15 protein-coding genes and 1 riboswitch are annotated in these 15636 nt (G+C 40.4%); of the genes, 6 read left to right on the plus strand and 9 right to left on the minus strand.

The genetic code is table 11. The features are described 5' to 3' along the window. Window positions 1–154 precede the first annotated feature (154 nt). The 3 genes from I6F40_RS15210 to I6F40_RS15220 all read right to left on the minus strand — a co-directional run bounded on the left by I6F40_RS15210 (window position 155) and on the right by I6F40_RS15220 (window position 2761). Window positions 155–883 carry a CBM9 family sugar-binding protein gene (locus I6F40_RS15210; protein ID WP_024593452.1) on the minus strand — a complete coding sequence of 243 codons (729 nt, stop codon included), beginning with the start codon at window positions 881–883 and terminating at the stop codon, window positions 155–157. A gap of 67 nt (window positions 884–950) precedes the next feature. Beyond that, complete coding sequence (locus I6F40_RS15215) at window positions 951–2030, minus strand: MBL fold metallo-hydrolase (RefSeq protein ID WP_166378265.1); 1080 nt, start codon at window positions 2028–2030, stop codon at window positions 951–953. Window positions 2031–2104: 74 nt separating this feature from the next. Beyond that, complete coding sequence (locus tag I6F40_RS15220) at window positions 2105–2761, minus strand: DUF2959 domain-containing protein (protein WP_007582161.1); 657 nt, start codon at window positions 2759–2761, stop codon at window positions 2105–2107. 87 nt (window positions 2762–2848) lie between these two features. On the opposite strand from I6F40_RS15220, the gene I6F40_RS15225 reads away from it, so the two are divergent. Together I6F40_RS15225 and dtd are read left to right on the plus strand one after the other, a co-directional pair. Then, window positions 2849–3754 carry a virulence factor BrkB family protein gene (locus I6F40_RS15225; protein WP_024600023.1) on the plus strand — a complete coding sequence of 302 codons (906 nt, stop codon included), beginning with the start codon at window positions 2849–2851 and terminating at the stop codon, window positions 3752–3754. Then, window positions 3755–4192 carry a D-aminoacyl-tRNA deacylase gene (gene dtd / locus I6F40_RS15230; RefSeq protein WP_166378267.1) on the plus strand — a complete coding sequence of 146 codons (438 nt, stop codon included), beginning with the start codon at window positions 3755–3757 and terminating at the stop codon, window positions 4190–4192. It abuts the gene before it with no gap. Here the strand turns inward: dtd and I6F40_RS15235 are convergent. Continuing rightward, window positions 4181–4894 (minus strand): spermidine synthase, encoded by a 714-nt coding sequence (locus tag I6F40_RS15235; protein WP_007376217.1) that lies wholly within the window; start codon window positions 4892–4894, stop codon window positions 4181–4183. The genes dtd and I6F40_RS15235 overlap by 12 nt on opposite strands. 248 nt (window positions 4895–5142) lie before the next feature. On the opposite strand from I6F40_RS15235, the gene I6F40_RS15240 reads away from it, so the two are divergent. Further along, window positions 5143–6036, plus strand: a complete 894-nt coding sequence (locus I6F40_RS15240; RefSeq protein WP_024589539.1) for a bifunctional GNAT family N-acetyltransferase/hotdog fold thioesterase — start codon at window positions 5143–5145, stop codon at window positions 6034–6036. A 72-nt stretch (window positions 6037–6108) separates the two neighbouring features. Here I6F40_RS15240 and I6F40_RS15245 read toward each other — a convergent pair whose 3' ends face one another. The 5 genes from I6F40_RS15245 to dapA all read right to left on the minus strand — a co-directional run bounded on the left by I6F40_RS15245 (window position 6109) and on the right by dapA (window position 11332). Next, entirely contained in the window at window positions 6109–7143 is a 1035-nt protein-coding gene (locus I6F40_RS15245) for a phospholipase A (protein ID WP_166378269.1), read from the minus strand. 216 nt (window positions 7144–7359) lie between these two features. Beyond that, window positions 7360–8481: a succinylglutamate desuccinylase/aspartoacylase family protein gene (locus I6F40_RS15250; protein ID WP_197193178.1), complete on the minus strand. Its 1122-nt coding sequence runs from the start codon at window positions 8479–8481 to the stop codon at window positions 7360–7362. A 5-nt stretch (window positions 8482–8486) separates the two neighbouring features. After that, the gene (locus I6F40_RS15255; protein WP_166109374.1) at window positions 8487–9692 is read right to left on the minus strand and encodes a PLP-dependent decarboxylase; all 1206 of its coding nucleotides are present in this window, start codon (window positions 9690–9692) and stop codon (window positions 8487–8489) included. Next, window positions 9692–10432 (minus strand): 2,3,4,5-tetrahydropyridine-2,6-dicarboxylate N-succinyltransferase, encoded by a 741-nt coding sequence (locus I6F40_RS15260; protein WP_024610397.1) that lies wholly within the window; start codon window positions 10430–10432, stop codon window positions 9692–9694. Before I6F40_RS15260 ends, I6F40_RS15255 begins: the two co-directional genes overlap by 1 nt. A 15-nt stretch (window positions 10433–10447) precedes the next feature. Next, the gene (gene dapA / locus I6F40_RS15265; protein ID WP_166109373.1) at window positions 10448–11332 is read right to left on the minus strand and encodes a 4-hydroxy-tetrahydrodipicolinate synthase; all 885 of its coding nucleotides are present in this window, start codon (window positions 11330–11332) and stop codon (window positions 10448–10450) included. 191 nt (window positions 11333–11523) lie between these two features. After that, window positions 11524–11724, minus strand: a riboswitch (Lysine riboswitch). A 192-nt stretch (window positions 11725–11916) separates the two neighbouring features. Here dapA and I6F40_RS15270 point away from each other — a divergent pair. The 3 genes from I6F40_RS15270 to I6F40_RS15280 all read left to right on the plus strand — a co-directional run bounded on the left by I6F40_RS15270 (window position 11917) and on the right by I6F40_RS15280 (window position 15480). Beyond that, a complete protein-coding gene (locus I6F40_RS15270) occupies window positions 11917–12612 on the plus strand; it encodes a DNA-3-methyladenine glycosylase I (RefSeq protein WP_024600032.1) in 696 nt (231 codons plus the stop codon). A gap of 11 nt (window positions 12613–12623) precedes the next feature. Continuing rightward, complete coding sequence (locus I6F40_RS15275) at window positions 12624–14033, plus strand: protein adenylyltransferase SelO (RefSeq protein ID WP_197193179.1); 1410 nt, start codon at window positions 12624–12626, stop codon at window positions 14031–14033. A 388-nt stretch (window positions 14034–14421) separates the two neighbouring features. Continuing rightward, a complete protein-coding gene (locus I6F40_RS15280) occupies window positions 14422–15480 on the plus strand; it encodes an OmpA family protein (protein ID WP_166378279.1) in 1059 nt (352 codons plus the stop codon). The last annotated feature ends 156 nt before the right edge of the window (window positions 15481–15636 follow it).

Below are 15636 nucleotides of genomic sequence, written 5' to 3' on the forward strand. Positions count from 1 at the left end.
ATTGGTGCTGCAATGAGAAAGCTGACACATATCTGTTTTGGTGTTGTGAAGAATCAAACTGAATATCAGCCCCAAGCTATTTAAAGAAAGCTTGAGGCTGGTTAGAAGAGATGGTATCTACTTAATTATTTTGTTGGTGGTAGTTGGTAGTTACTTACTTTTTAGGGAGTAGGGTGATTTTGCCAAATACGTCAGCATCTATAAAACCACGGTTTCTGTCGCCATTTACTGGTTGTACTTCGTGTGAGCCCATAAAGTGCTCGCGCACGTCACTGCCGTCGTTATCGCAATACGCTAGCATAAATCCGATTACCTGCTTTTCGCTAAGTGTAATTGGGGTATTTTTAGCACCTTCTTTATAATCATTCGGGTAGAGTTTTATCGCTACTTCCCAGGTGATGTTAAAGGGCGCGGTGGTGTTGCGCTTCCAGTTGCTGACTAGGTGGTCGGTATACAAATGGGCTTTTTTATCAGGTCCGTAATCGGCGGCTTGGTTATCAAGGCCAATATGGTACGCCAAAGCGGTGTGATTAAATTGATGATTACCACCGGATGCATCGCTATCAATAAATACTTCAAGCGCGTCGTCATCCCAATATTTATAGGTTGGATCGGCGTGTGTATCTATTAAAACGTCATCCACAATATCGGCTTGTAGGTATAAATAGTTTTGATCCCACAGTAAGCGATAACGCCCTTTAAAGTCGGCATCGCTTGATGGCAGTGTGCCATCCATTAAATAAGGCATATCGTGCCAAGCGGCTTTATCCCACGCACTTTCTGATACGCCATCAATAGTAATTGGAGTTGATGTATGTTCAACATCAATAGCCATTGCAGGCGTGCTTAATAAAAAGCTTAAGGCGAGTGCTAATTTTTTCATTAATTTCTCAATTTTATTGTGTGCTTGTCTTAATGTAATAACAATCTTAAAACAGCTAAGTAAATAGTTACAGTGAAATACTTTCGCCTTCGTTTAAAATATACAGCGGTGTTTTAGCATCCATTTTTTTAACCATGTGTAATAAACGTAGCAAAGCAGAGTGGCTAGTATGGTCGCCCATTTTCCAACTTGAGTTACCATACCCCCACGGTATCATTACTTTACAGTTAAGCTCTTGTGCTGCGTTGAGCGCATCCTCTGGTGTAGTGTGAACGTAGCGGTAAAATTTGCCACTTTCTTTACTGTAGTAAGATGCGATTGGTATTAAGCACACATCTATATCGCCATATTTTTGCTGTATATCTTTAAAGTGTTTTGAGTAGCCCGTATCGCCTGCAAAAAATAAGGTACTGCCGTTTTGTTCAAGTAGCCAGCCATTCCATAAGTCTTTATTGTTATCTTCGTAAATAAAGGGCACCAATACTCGAGCGCTAAAATGATGAGCTGGCACGGCATTAATAACTAAGTCGTCAATGTTGGTTGTTGAGTACCATGGCATTTCGCTAATATTAAAACCGCCGGTGGGGAAGTTGTCGGCCATACCGAGTGGTGTTAAATAACGAGGTTTATTGCCAATGCTTTGTATGTCGGCTTTATTAAAGTGATCGTAATGAATATGTGAATACATTACCGCATCAATATTTTCCAGTTCTTGTTCACTAGGCCAAGCGCCTGCTTTACGATAAATACCACCGCCGAGTTTAAAGCCAAGTGCTACTGGAGAATCAAACTGATTTTTTACCGGATCAAACAGCACACTTTGACCATTTGGGGTGTTAATTACAAAACTAGCGTGGCCAAGCCAGCGTACGGTATAGCCGGTGCTAAGTTGTGGCTTAGTTTGCAGACCTTGGTACTGGCAGTTTTCGCTGCCGGTTTTGCATAGTAAGTCTGGGTGGGCTGGGTAGCAGTTTTCAGTACAGGTAGTGGGATATGTTTTTTCACCTGTGTATAAATTTTTATAACGACCGTTCTTATCATTAATAACAACAACTGAGTCGGGACTGGTAATACGATTAATATTATTAGGTGCACCGCAGGCCGTTAATATACATAAGAGCGTTGTTGCGATTAAAAAGCGTTTCATTGTAAATCCCTTTTAGCATTCCCTTTAACATAAAAAAGCCTGCAATTAAGCAGGCTTGTTAAAGTAACAAATAATTAGCCAGCGCTATTCATTTGTTCAATAAATTTGTTTGAATCGGCAATCGATTTGTTCATGTCGTTCATCAACAATTGAATATCGCGCTTAAGGTTAGTGAATTCACCTTTAATAGCCGATACCGCTTGTGCATTTAAGTTATGCTTTAGGTATAAAACGTTATCATGAAGCGAGGTTAATACTGGCTCCATTTTACTCTCTGCGCTGCGCATTGAGCGTAATAGCTGATCAAATTGACGCTTAGTCGCAGTTAGCTTTTTGCTGCTTTCACGCTTAAGTGATGCACTTTTGTACTGCTCTAACTCATCGGCCCACTCATCAAATAGCGCTTCTGCCACGTCTTCTACTTTATTGATGTTAGTTGATACTTCGTTAGCGGCATTTAAGCTCGACTCGTAATCGTCGTTTAATTGATTGTAAGTGTCTTGTAGTTCGCCACCATTAAAATCGATTAGAGTAGTTAAGCGCTCTAGTGCCGATTTAAATTCTTCTTGTGACTCTTGTTGCGAGTCTTTGGTTTCTTCTACGCGGTCAATAAGAATATCGCGTTTGTGAACACCGACTTTTTCCATTGCAGAATAATAAGCTGATTGGCAGCCAGTTAAAGTAAGTGTTACTACAAGCATTGAAACACTGAGTAATGTTTGTTTTTTCATTTGAATTCCTGTTTACGAGCGTTAGTGCTGTAAATTATGGCGCTGATTGTTATTATAATCAAAACTATATAAGCACAAGTCAATTGTATGAATGATAAGCTCTCACATTACAAACAGCAAGTTAAGTCCTTTATACGCCAGCAGCCTGGTTGGTGGATGCAGTATTTTAATCGGTGTATAGACGATCAAATAACGGTTAATGCAGGTTACCTTGCTTACGTAACCCTTCTGTCGTTAGTGCCATTAATTGCGGTGGGTGTTGCTATATTTTCAGCTTTTCCGGGCTTTGAATCTACTCGCATGGAAATTGAGAGCTTTTTGTTTACCAACTTTGTCCCTACCTCTACCGATGTTATTAGAGAGCACATTAGCTCCTTTGCGGGCAATGCCAACCAAATGACGGCGGTAGGTATTGGCTTTTTAGCTGCAATAGCCTTGCTGTTAATACGTAATGTAGATGCCACATTGAACCGAATTTGGCGCATAAAGAAAAAGCGCCCAATGATGATCTCATTTGCTGTGTACTGGATGGTTTTGAGCTTAGGGCCTATGTTGCTCGGTGCCAGTATTGGTGTTACCTCTTATATTGTATCTTTGGTGTCGTTTGCTGATCAGGGAATTCCGGGGTTTAGCGGGTTTTTGTTAAAGTTATTGCCGTATGGGATTTCGATGGTGGGCTTTATTATGCTCTACACCTTAGTGCCTAATACGCGGGTGTCGTTCAGAGCGGCAATACCTGGCGCTTTTTTTGCGGCACTTTTATTTGAGCTGACTAAAAAAGGGTTTGCACTTTATATTAGCCATTTTCCGTCATACGAAGTTATTTACGGCGCAGTAGCAACCATTCCTATTTTGTTTGTATGGGTGTATTTGTCGTGGGTCGTTGTTTTGCTTGGTGCTGAATTTACTGCGTGCATTAGCCCAAATGATATTCCAGAAACACCAGAGCTTGAACTAGAAGATGATGAACCAGCAATAAAGGACACAGTTTAAATGCAAGGTTTAATACAACGTGTAAAGCATGCCAAAGTAGAAATTAACAACCAAGTGGTAGGCGAAATTAGCCAAGGTATACTGTTGTTGCTGGGCGTTGAAAAACACGACGACAAACAAACGGCCGATAAGCTTTTACACAAGGTAAGTAATTATCGTATTTTTACTGACGAAAACGACAAAATGAACTTAAGCCTTAAAGATATTAAAGGTGAGTTACTGGTGGTTTCGCAATTTACGCTAGCGGCTGATACTAGAAAGGGTATGCGCCCTAGTTTTTCATCTGCGGCAACGCCAAGCCAAGCTAACGAGCTTTACGAATACTTTGTAGCTCAAGCTAAAGAGTTGGGGCTTACAATAGCCACAGGTGAGTTTGGTGCCGATATGCAAGTAAGCTTGTGTAACGATGGGCCCGTTACGTTTAACTTATCTGTTTAAGTTTTTGGTTACCACGACAATATGATTTACATAGCCCGTAATTTTTTGCGGGCTAACATTACAACCAAATACATCGAGTAATAGCTGCTGAAGTTGCTTTAATTGCGACTCATGCTGCGATAAAAAGTTAATAAATAGCACGCCGTTGTTATTTAAAGCCGAGTAGATTTTTTTATAAAATGCCTCTTCAAATAAAAATCGAGGTGCATCTATCTGGCTAAACAAATCTAAAATAATCCAATCAATATTTTGCACACTTTCTAAAATCTGTTGCGCATCGGCGCACAGCAGTTGCTCATTCTTATTTGACGAAAAAAACTGGGTATAGCAATCAATAATATCGGCGTTTTTTTCAACCGATGTTATTTGTGCTTTAGGGTATTTGTGTTGTAAATAGTTACGAATTGCACCGCCGCCAAGGCCGAGTTCTAACACTTTTTGTGGCGCGCTAAGAGCTTGCCAGTGCTTATCTAGGTACAATAAGTGTGGAAAAAGTAATAAATCCGGGTTATTTAAATCAATAACAGATTGAAGAGTGTCGTTAATAAGTAACCAGCGTAACTGCTCGTGCTCACGTACTTGAATGTGATCGCCACTGCATTTATGCCAATAGATTAACTGACCAATGCTGTGGCTATTTTCAATAAATTGATCGCTCAGCAAACCCGTCAGTGAATTTATATAATTGATTTTTTCAGTCATATTCTCAGCATAAACTAGCAACGTTAAAGCGCAATGGCCTTTGTCATTATTTTTTTACGTTATTTTACAGCCATCACCAAAGTCGTATTTGCAGTTTTTTTAAGATGGAGTATGGTATTTGCCATAATAATGCCAATCAATTTAATTATTTTATTTTTTTAGCTTGGTAGATAACCAATACTATTAGTATAGCGCCGTAGCCTTTTTTTTGACTTTTATTTACGGCTTATATAACAACAGGAGTATGTATGTTTCAGGTAAGCACCCCACAAAGTAGCGAAGATTGGCAAGCGTATTACCAATTGCGTTGGCAGGTATTACGCGCGCCTTGGGGCGAGCCTCGTGGCTCTGAACAAGACGATATGGAACAAGACTCTGAGCACCGCTTTATAAAAAATAAAGAAGGCGAAGTGCTAGGTGTAGCACGTTTGCACTTTAACAGTCATGAGCAAGCACAAGTGCGCTACATGGCAGTTGCAGAGGGGAACCGTAATCAGCATATTGGTAGTCGTTTGCTTCATGAGCTTGAAAAAATAGCATGGACACAAAATGCCGATGAACTGGTTTTGTTTGCACGCGAACGAGCGCTTGAGTTTTATAAACGCCACGGTTACGAATTAAAAGAAAAAGCGCACTTAGCGTATGGCGATGTACAACACTTTAAAATGGTAAAGCAAAAACCGTGTGAGCCAGGCTGGTTCCGTCATCCAAATTGGACGCAAGTACTACAAAATACGTGGCGTGAGTCTATTCCAATTAGTGACGCGATGGGTATTAAGGTAGAAAGCTATACCGATTGGCAATTTACAACCAGCGCCGACCTAGACGCTAACTTAAACCTACATAACACCATGTTTGCAGGCTCTATTTATAGCTTGGCCACGCTAACAGGTTGGGGCGCTACGTACTTAGCACTTAAAGAAGCTGGGCTTGAAGGTAATATTGTATTAGCCGATGCTAACATTAAGTACTTAAAGCCGCTTACTACCGACCCACGTGGTTGTGTTGATATACAAACCTGTAAGGGCAAGTTAAGCGATTTAGAAACCGACGGTAAAGCAAGTTACGTAGTGCCTGTAACTATTTACGATGGTGATAACGTGGTTGCAGAATTTGAAGGGCAGTTTGTAGTAAAAAAATAACTGTTTAGCTGTTCAAAACACAAAAAAGCCAAGCGATGCTTGGCTTTTTTGTGCGTAAAACTTAGAGAAGTATCACAGCAGGTCGGTTAATAATATACCTACACCAATACGTTCTACATCCGCGTTGTAATCAATTAAGCTTTCGCCATAACCGTTAAAGTATTGTGCATAACCACGAACTCGGCCCCATAAAGGAAACGACCAGTCGAGTTGAATTGCACCACGATTATCTGAATTTAAATTGTTACGTGTCATAAAGCTAAATTCATGGTCATGAAAACGATACGCGCCGCTAAATTCAAAGTAACCCATGTATTTGTATATGTCTGGGTTGTCATCGCCCTTAGCTTCTAAAATATCTTCTTTTTCGTCCTCAGCTATTCGGTACCAAGGTTTAAAGCTAAAAACAAAGCCTCTGTTTTCCCAGATAAAATCTGCATAAATACGGTTCCACGAACGTGAGTTTGGTTGGCTTCGACCATTTGACTGATGCGAAATACCTAAAGCAATTGCCATTTCGTCGCCCCATAATACGTTTTCTGGGTCGAGGTAATTTATCCAAAATATCTCTGGTTCGTAGTTGGTCTCACGAAATGGAGAAGAAATTTCTGAGTTATAAAGCTGCCAATACGATTGCAGTGTAAAGCCAAAAAATATAGCTTGGTCTTTATCCGAAAAATCATCGTAAAGAGGCACTTTTATCGATAGCTGGTATTTTGCTTCTAAGTTGTCGAGCGGTTCACCGTCGTTATCGTCTGTTAGTGCATCAAAGCCATCAAATGGGCGATCGTTTGGGTGTGATACGTACGAAAGCGGTAAAATATAGTTACGCTTATGTGGCGTAATTACATTTCTATTTTTTTTACCTACTTCTTCACGAGCTTGGCGTTTATCAAGCGCGGTAAGTTGTTTGTTTTCTTCAAGAGCTGAACACTTTTTACGAAGATCGTCTAATGTTTGTTTACCATCTCCGCCAATTACCTCATTTAAAATACACTGCTTTACAAGTTCGATGTCGTTGTCTTGCTCATTTGTAGCAACTTCTTCTTGTGCGAAGGTAGCTGTACTTATTAAGGCAGAAAGTGTGATCCAGTGGCGCCAGCTCATTGTAATTCCTTGTGGGTTCGGGTTGTGTTGTATGCGTTAATTTAATTATAACGTCTTTTTACATATGTAACGGTGAACTTTTACTGAATTTGTATTTATAACAAAGTCTATACGTATACAAAGTAAATATAGATCAAAAAAAAAGCGGCCTAAGCCGCTTTTCTAATGCAAATTAACAACATAGTTAATTTACTCTCACGCAATGAGAAGGGTGAGCTAAAGCTCAAATACGTTAGTAAAAAATTTATAAAGTTCAGTGCCTTGGTTAACACTTGCAGATGCAAAGTGCAGAATAGCTATTGCATCACAATCTAGGGTGAGCGTTTGCAGTGGTTGCTCGCTTAAGTAGCGTTCCATTCGCAAAATATTAGCAATAGGCTCACCGGCTTTAATGTGTCCGCCAAGTGGTGCTATGTATTCAACCATACCGCCAATGGGGGCGTAATAAGCAAAGTAGTCATCTAAATTACACGCATAGCGGGTTATATCAGCTGGAGTGTGCGTTGCATTTTGTAAAACACCTTTGTGATTTAAGTAACTTAAAATGCTGTTAGCATCGTTTAGTGCTTCTTTTAAATCTATTTTTTCTTGGCTGCCGAGCTCTACCGTAAATGCTTCTACAGGTATTGATAATTCACGGCCTTGCTCGCTAAGTGCATCACTTAAATACCACCATGGGCAAAAGTTAGCTTCGTCCATAGCGCCGTCAAAATCACTAGGGATAAGCAATACATGTTCAATATTAAAATAACGCGCGCTGTCGGTTGCATAGGTTGGGCAGTACAAATGCTTGCTTGAAATAGGACCTGTGTGTAAATCGAGTACTATATCAGCCTGATGAGCGAGCTTTTGTAAGTTAAGCGCAATGCGTTTACCCGTATTAAGTAAATAAGCAGGACCGTTGAGCTTGCTGTCTACTTCGTCAATAAGCGCCTGTTTGAAGTTACTTTTTAATGTAGCGTCGTCATACTGAGTATGATTTTGTGCAAACTGTGTCACTAAATTTTTATTGTAGTGATACATGCGATTCCAATTAGTACCCGTAATCGGATCGAACCTGCCAAGGGTAAACTCGCCAGATTTTTGATTACAACCAATTGGGTTAGCATAAGGTACTAATGTAATATCGCCATTAAGGTTTAAGTTTTTTAGCTGCTCAAGTAGCTGAAAAATAACCGCGTTACCTTGCACTTCAGCGCCATGCATATTGGCCTGAACATAAACACTAGGTCCTGTGCCATCACCTTTTAAACGATAGACCGGAATTGTAAGCGGTAAGCCGTTTGCAACTTCCCCTACTACAATGTTCTCTTGGCTGATGTGTGTTGTATTACTCATGCTTATTACCTTAAGTAGTGGCTGGCATTTTCGGCTTGGCGAACGCAGGTAAGTTTACCGTTTTGTAATGTGTACTCGGCGGCTAGCTCATGGCATAAAAAATACGGCATACTTTCGGTAAAGCCGTAAGCACCGCATTGGCTAAACACTAGCCAGTCGTGCTCATTTAAATCGCTTGGTAGGTTATGTTCACCTAAGCAATCAAGCGCTGTACAAAGCGGGCCGTATAAAGTGACCGCTTGAGTTTTTGCACTGGATTCACGCAGTAACGCAGCTGGAAAGTCTTGGCTGGTAACAGCAGGGCGTAATAAGTGATTTATACCGCCGCTTAAAATTACTTGCTGTTGATTATAGTTTTGTTTGCGCTCTATTACTGGGTTTGCGTAATGACCACATTCGCCCACGGCATAACGACCAAGTTCCATCCATAACTCATCTACACCCGCATCATTTTTAATTTTAGCGAGCGCAGCTATTAAGTCATCCCAATCAAGTGTTGTTTCGCTTTGTGTGTAGGGAATACCTAAACCACCACCTAAATCGAGAATTTTAAGGCTGATATTTAAATCGCCGGCAAGTTGGCTAAGTGGTGCAATCATTTGTGACCACAATTCGCTTAGCTTTTGCGTGCTAAGCATGTTGCCCCACTGAAAAATATGTAAGCCGTCAAACTTAAGTGCAGGGTAGTCGGTTACATTGAGCGCTTGCCACTCATCACAACCCAAACCAAATGGTGTGAGGCTGTCGCCGCCCAGTGGGTTTTTTTCACCTTCAGGCCAGCGTAATTGCACTCGCAGTAATACTTGTAACTGCGTATTTTGTAATTGTGCTTGTTGGTTTAACCAATGTACTTGATTGAGGCTTTCGGCTACGAATATACGCACGCCGCGCTCAATAAAGTGTTTAATTTGTTTAGGGCTTTTTGCAGGCCCTGTGTTGAGCACGCGCTGTGAGCTAATACCTTGTGCTAGTACTTGCTCAAGCTCACCTTTACTTGCTACGTCAAAATTAAAACCAGCGTTGTCTAAGCTTTGAATAATTTTAGACAATGGATTTGCTTTAACGGCGTACCATAGTTTTACGTCGGTTTGCGCAACTAAACGCGCAAGATGCGTGTTTAGTTTATCTAAGTCGTAAACAAAAAAAGGTGTATCAAGTTGTTGTGTAATTGTATTTACAGCGGCTTTGATAGGCGTGCTCAAAAAACTCATTATCGTAAAACCTCTTCAAGCAATAACGATGCATCGCTTTTCTCGTCGCGGTATTTAACAATTAACGCACACGACATACTTAAGCCTTGCTCGCGCGCCCATTCGTTTGAAGCAGGGCGAGAGCCTGGTATTACAATAGCGTACTCAGGGATTGGCTCGCCTTTATCAAGTTGGCGCTCGTTTACGCAGTCGTATACCGGAATAGTCGCTGATAAACGCACGCCAGGGGCAAGTACTGCGCCTTTTTTAATGACTACGCCTTCAACAATAATACAGCCTGCACCAATAAAAGCATCGTCTTCTACAACGACTGGGCTTGCACCAATTGGCTCAAGTACACCACCAAGCTGCACTGCAGCACTTAAATGTACGTTTTTACCTACTTGCGCACACGAACCAACTAATGCATGGCTATCAACCATTGTGCCTTCGTCGATGTATGCACCAATGTTTACATACGCTGGTGGCATAATAATGGTGCCTTTAGCAACATAAGCACCACGGCGAACACTAGAGCCACCTGGCACCATACGTACGCCATCTTCAGTACTAAATTCTTGCGGAGCTAGGTTATGCTTATCAACAAAGCCACCTGCAAACTCAGTATTAGTGCCATTTTTAAAGGCTTCTAAAATGCCTTGTTTTACTTCTACGTTAGCTTGCCATTGGCCGCTTTCGTTTTGTGATGCTGCGCGTACTGCGCCCGATTCTAAATTATTTAATAGTTCTAACCAGCTCATTATAAAAACCTGTGTTTAATGCCAAGATAAAATGGTGTTGTTTGCAGTTGTGATGCAATCGGTTTGAGTTAACTCAAGGTGTGTTAAAGGTGGACGCAATTGCGGGCTTGTTAATCGCCCTTGCAAATGCATTAATACCTTTACGGGAATAGGGTTTGCGACAGCAAATAGGCTATTAATAGCGCTTGACCACTGAGCAAATAAATTAGGGTATTGACCGCTTAAACTACGCTTTACAAATTCATGCGTTTGCACCGGCCATGCGTTTGCAGCTACTGACACTAAACCTTTTGCACCAGCTTGAGCAAAATAAGGCATTAGCGCATCGTCGCCACTAAAAATAGCTAAATTAGGCGCTGCTTGTCGATAAGCCTCAAACTGAGCAATGCTGCCGCTCGCTTCTTTTAACGCCCATAAATTTTTATTGTTTTGTAGGTTTTGAATTGTTGCCGTTGGAATGCTAATAGCACTTCGACCCGGTACGTTATAAAGCATACACGGGTGAGCGCTTGCATTAAGTAGGCTTTCAAACCAATGGGTTTGACCTATAGCACCGGGTTTTGCATAAAGCGGCGAGCCAAGTAAAAAGCTATGAATAGGTAGTTTATTACAGTAGTTAACCCACTCAATTTGTTGCTTTAGATTACTACCGCCAACAGCAACCATTAATGGTACCGCTGGTTTTAGTTGGCACACGTGTTCAACAATGGCTTGTTGCTCTTTTAGCGTTAGTGCTAAACCTTCGCCTGTACTGCCAAGTAGTAAAATACCGTTATGTGCCGCTTCTTGATCGCTAACCAGCTTGGTTAACGTGTTGTAGTCAACATCGCCGTGTTGATCAAATGGCGTAACGAGCGCGGTCCACAATGAGTAGTCGTTTAAATTGAAGTTGTTGATCATCTCTCACGAACTTATAATTTGTACCAATTTTATTAAAAACGTGATCATTTTAGCGATAACTAATTTAATGCAATTGGTATTATTCGAAGAGTTAAAAAAGCTTTATGGAAGGAGCCGCATTAACGTCGTTCGAACTAATAATTCGAAGAGCGAATGGGCTTAAAATAATAGGGCGCACGGCCTTAATATTTAAGACCAGAAGCTCTCCACCAAACTAATAAGCTGCTTTTTATAAGCAGCTATTGGTGACAGTCGCTAGGGTTCAACCTAGTCGCCCGAAATAAACACCTCGCAAAAGTGATTACTTCTCGGCGTTAATTCCCCTCACGTATGTTCACTGGAGTTTGCGCTCCTAACATACACTACCTGAATAACGCACCTCTTCTAGCCCTTTGCACCTGTTTGTAGAGTAAAAACTTACAAGCCTGTGCAATTTAAATAGGGTAATTGCAGCGATTAAAGCATTTTAGCCATCTGGATGTCAAGCTACTAAATACAGATTAATTCATCGAAAAGAGGGGTGGTTACGTATTGGGTGCTTTTCTCGTACACTAGCCCCATAGTAGAAGTAAGGCATTAATCAGATGGAAAAATTTAGCGATATTTATAAGCGAGCGGTAGAGCGAAAAGGCTCTGAAAAAATGCTTAAGTTATTACTTGCAAAACCGCTATCTAAAAAACAACTAAGCACGTTAAGTGACGACGATTGGCTTGAAGAATTTACTCGAAAAGTATTTCAAAGCGGCTTTTATTGGTCAGTAATTAATAATAAGTGGCCGGGCTTTAGAGAGGTTTTTTGGGATTTTAGCGTTGATAAATTATTAATGATGCCACCCGATATGCTAGAACAAAAAGCAACGGATGAGCGTATTGTTCGTAACTACAAAAAAGTAAAAACAATTACCGAAAATGCTTACATGATCCACGAAATAGCACAAGAGCATGGCAGTTTTAGCCAGTTTGTCGCTAATTGGCCAACAGACGATATTATTGGTTTATGGGCGTATTTAAAAAAGCATGGTTCGCGTTTAGGCGGAAATACAGGACCTTATGCGCTGCGAGCACTTGGTAAAGATACCTTTTTATTATCACGCGATGTAGAGAATTACTTACGTGCTCATAAAATTATAGACGGTGGCTTACAAACTAAAAAGTCACTGAGTGCAGCCCAAGCTTTTTTTAATGAAATGCAAAAGCAAAGTGGTTTAAGCATGCAAGAACTAAGCTTAATTGTGGCCTATGGTGTAGGCGATAACCGTGTTGGTATAAGCCAGCAATAATAGGAACTATCATGAAATTAGTGCCAAGATACACAGACATTACGGAAAACTTTGCCATTGAAGATTTTCCTGCAAGTGTTGCCTCTCCTCAGTTATTGCTGTGGAACGATGGTTTAGCAAAACAATTTAATATTAATGTTGCTGACGACTTACGTGCCAATATTTTTAGTGGTAACGAAAAACAGGCTATTCCTGCAGTAGCACTTGGTTACTCTGGGCACCAATTTGGGCATTTTTCACCACGTTTAGGTGATGGACGAGCGCATTTACTGGGCGCTATTAATGATGATAAAAACCAGTTGTGGGATATTCAATTAAAAGGCTCTGGTGCTACTCCTTACTCAAGAGGGGGAGATGGACGTTGCGCACTTGGTCCTGCTATTCGTGAATACGTAATGAGCGAGGCAATGCATGCACTAGGCATTAAAACCACACGTTGCTTAGCGGTCGTTGGTAGTGGTGAAACGGTTTATCGTAATCCACCACAAGCAGGCGCAATAGTTACTCGTTTAGCAACCAGTCATATTCGTGTTGGCTCGTTTCAATATTTAGCGACGCAAGGCGATGTTGAAGGGCTTAAAAATTTAGCCGATTTAGCTATAGAGCGACACTACCCAGAAATAACCGATACAGGATCGCAGCGTTATTTAGCATTTTTAGGGGCTGTCATTAAAAACCAAGTTAAATTAGTTATCAGTTGGATGCGTGTTGGTTTTATTCATGGAGTAATGAATACCGATAATACGCTAGTGAGCGGGGAAACCATTGATTACGGTCCGTGTGCGATGATGAACAGCTTTGACTTTGATACTGTATTTAGCTCTATTGATAAACAAGGGCGTTATGCATTTGGTAATCAGCCTAATATGGCAAATTGGAACTGTGCTCGCTTAGCTGAAAGTTTAATACCTCTTATTAGTGATGATGACGAGCAAGCTGTTTCGCTAATGACGCCATTTATTAATAGTTTTGCTGAGCAATTTAATACTGAGTTTACGGCTATGTGGGCACAAAAACTGGGTTTAAATGAATCTTGTAATAGTAGCGGCGAGTTAATCGCAGAGTTGTTAACACTATTAAAAGATAACCAGCTCGACTACACCAATACTTTCGATGCGCTTACTGAATCCTTAAAAGAAGAAGTAGTAATACCAGAGTCGCTAATTGAATGGAGAGCTAAGTGGGTAAGCTTAACCGACGATAATAGTTATGAAGTAATGAGAGCGGCAAATCCTCGTGTAATACCGCGTAATCATGTGATCGAAAAAATAATTGCAGAGTATAATGCTGCAGGGTCTAGTGAGTTACTACAACGTTTTATAAAAATAGCGGGTAATCCGTATTCTGACAGTGAGCAACTACCGGAATTTCAAGCTACACCGATAAATGATAATGACTACCAGACTTTTTGTGGTACTTAATTATTATATTGTGATGTAACCATATGATTAAAAAGAGTCATTTTTAATCATATGTGAGCACACATGTTGGGGAATATAAACACTGGTGTTATTATGCGCCGAATTAAGATCCAACAATCTTCTATGATTTATGAGTATTTTTAATTTAATTGCTCTACATCTCTTACTGAGTACTAATTTACAATAGCTACTATACTTATTTTTATATCAAGACTTTAATTTCGTCTATAGTAAGTGATCATGTGTTGTTACTACGTATTGAAGAAAGTTATAAACTTTATTTTTCGTTAAGTATCGATTAACAAAAGCTCAGGTAATCTGTACAAAACTGGTTGAGCTAGAGTTCATTAGCTACAATTTATTAGTTGTTAAAAATGGGAAGAAAACAATGAAATTAAAATCACTTACAATCGCAATCGCGTTGGCTGCAACTAGCGCATCTACATTTGCTGCAGATAAAGAAGAAGGTTTCTACATTGGTGTGTTTGGTGATTACTACGACGCATCTTGGAAAAATTTAAACATGTACCAAGACCTAGAAGTTAATGAGTCTGCAAGTTGGGGTGCTGAAGTTGGTTACCGTTTCAGTGATTACTGGAGCGCACGCCTTGAGTATGCTGATATGGATTTTAACGCATTTTTAGCAGCTCCGATCCCAAATGGTAATCGTGACGATGTTGATGGTGAACGTTACGGTATTGATGCTCTTTACCACTTTGGCGGTGGCCCTTTCTACGGTTTATTCGGTGTTAAGGAAATGCAAGTAGCTACAGATAATACGTTCTTAAATGCAGGTATTGGTTACCAACATTTCATTACAGATGGCTTATTTGTTAACGCTGAAACATCTGTATACCAAGGTCTTGACCGTGGTTACACTGACGTAGGTGCTAAATTAGGTATTAACTACTTATTTGGTCAGAACTCTTCGCCAGCAGAGCCAGTTCAGGCTGCTCCAGAACCTGTTGCTGCAGCTCCGTTAGACAGTGATAACGATGGTGTTATTGACGCTAACGACGAGTGTGCTAACACACCAATGGTAGATGCTGTTGATGCTAAAGGTTGTACTGTATACGAAGATAAAGAAGTAACTGTAAAGTTATTAGTAACTTTCCCTCATGACGCTGCTAATGTACCAAATGAATTTTTTGGTGATATTAAGCAAGTTGCTGATTTCATGAAAGAGAACAGTGAAGTAACTGTAGTATTAGAAGGCCATGCTTCTGCTCCTGGTGATGCAACTTATAATCAATCGCTTTCTGAAAAGCGTGCTAAAGATGTAGCTTCTGAATTAACGAAAGACGGTATTGAGAAATCACGTATTTCTACTGTGGGTTACGGCGAAACACGCCTTAAAAACTCAGCCAACACACGCGCTGCAAACGCAGAAAATCGTCGTGTTGAAGCGCAATTAACTACAGTAGAGAAAGTAAAAGTTAAGCGTTAATAGTTATTTATATGTAAAAACCCAGCTTAGGCTGGGTTTTTTTATGCGTGTATTAAAGTGGTTATGCTTATAAATAGTAATGATTCTTACTTAACAAGTATTCATGAAAATAGTTTTTACTACAACCACTATTCATAGTATTTATAATCGGTATAA

Origin of the sequence: Pseudoalteromonas sp. SWXJ133 (assembly GCF_015864365.1) — a bacterium.
GTDB classification, from domain to species: Bacteria; Pseudomonadota; Gammaproteobacteria; order Enterobacterales; family Alteromonadaceae; genus Pseudoalteromonas; species Pseudoalteromonas arctica.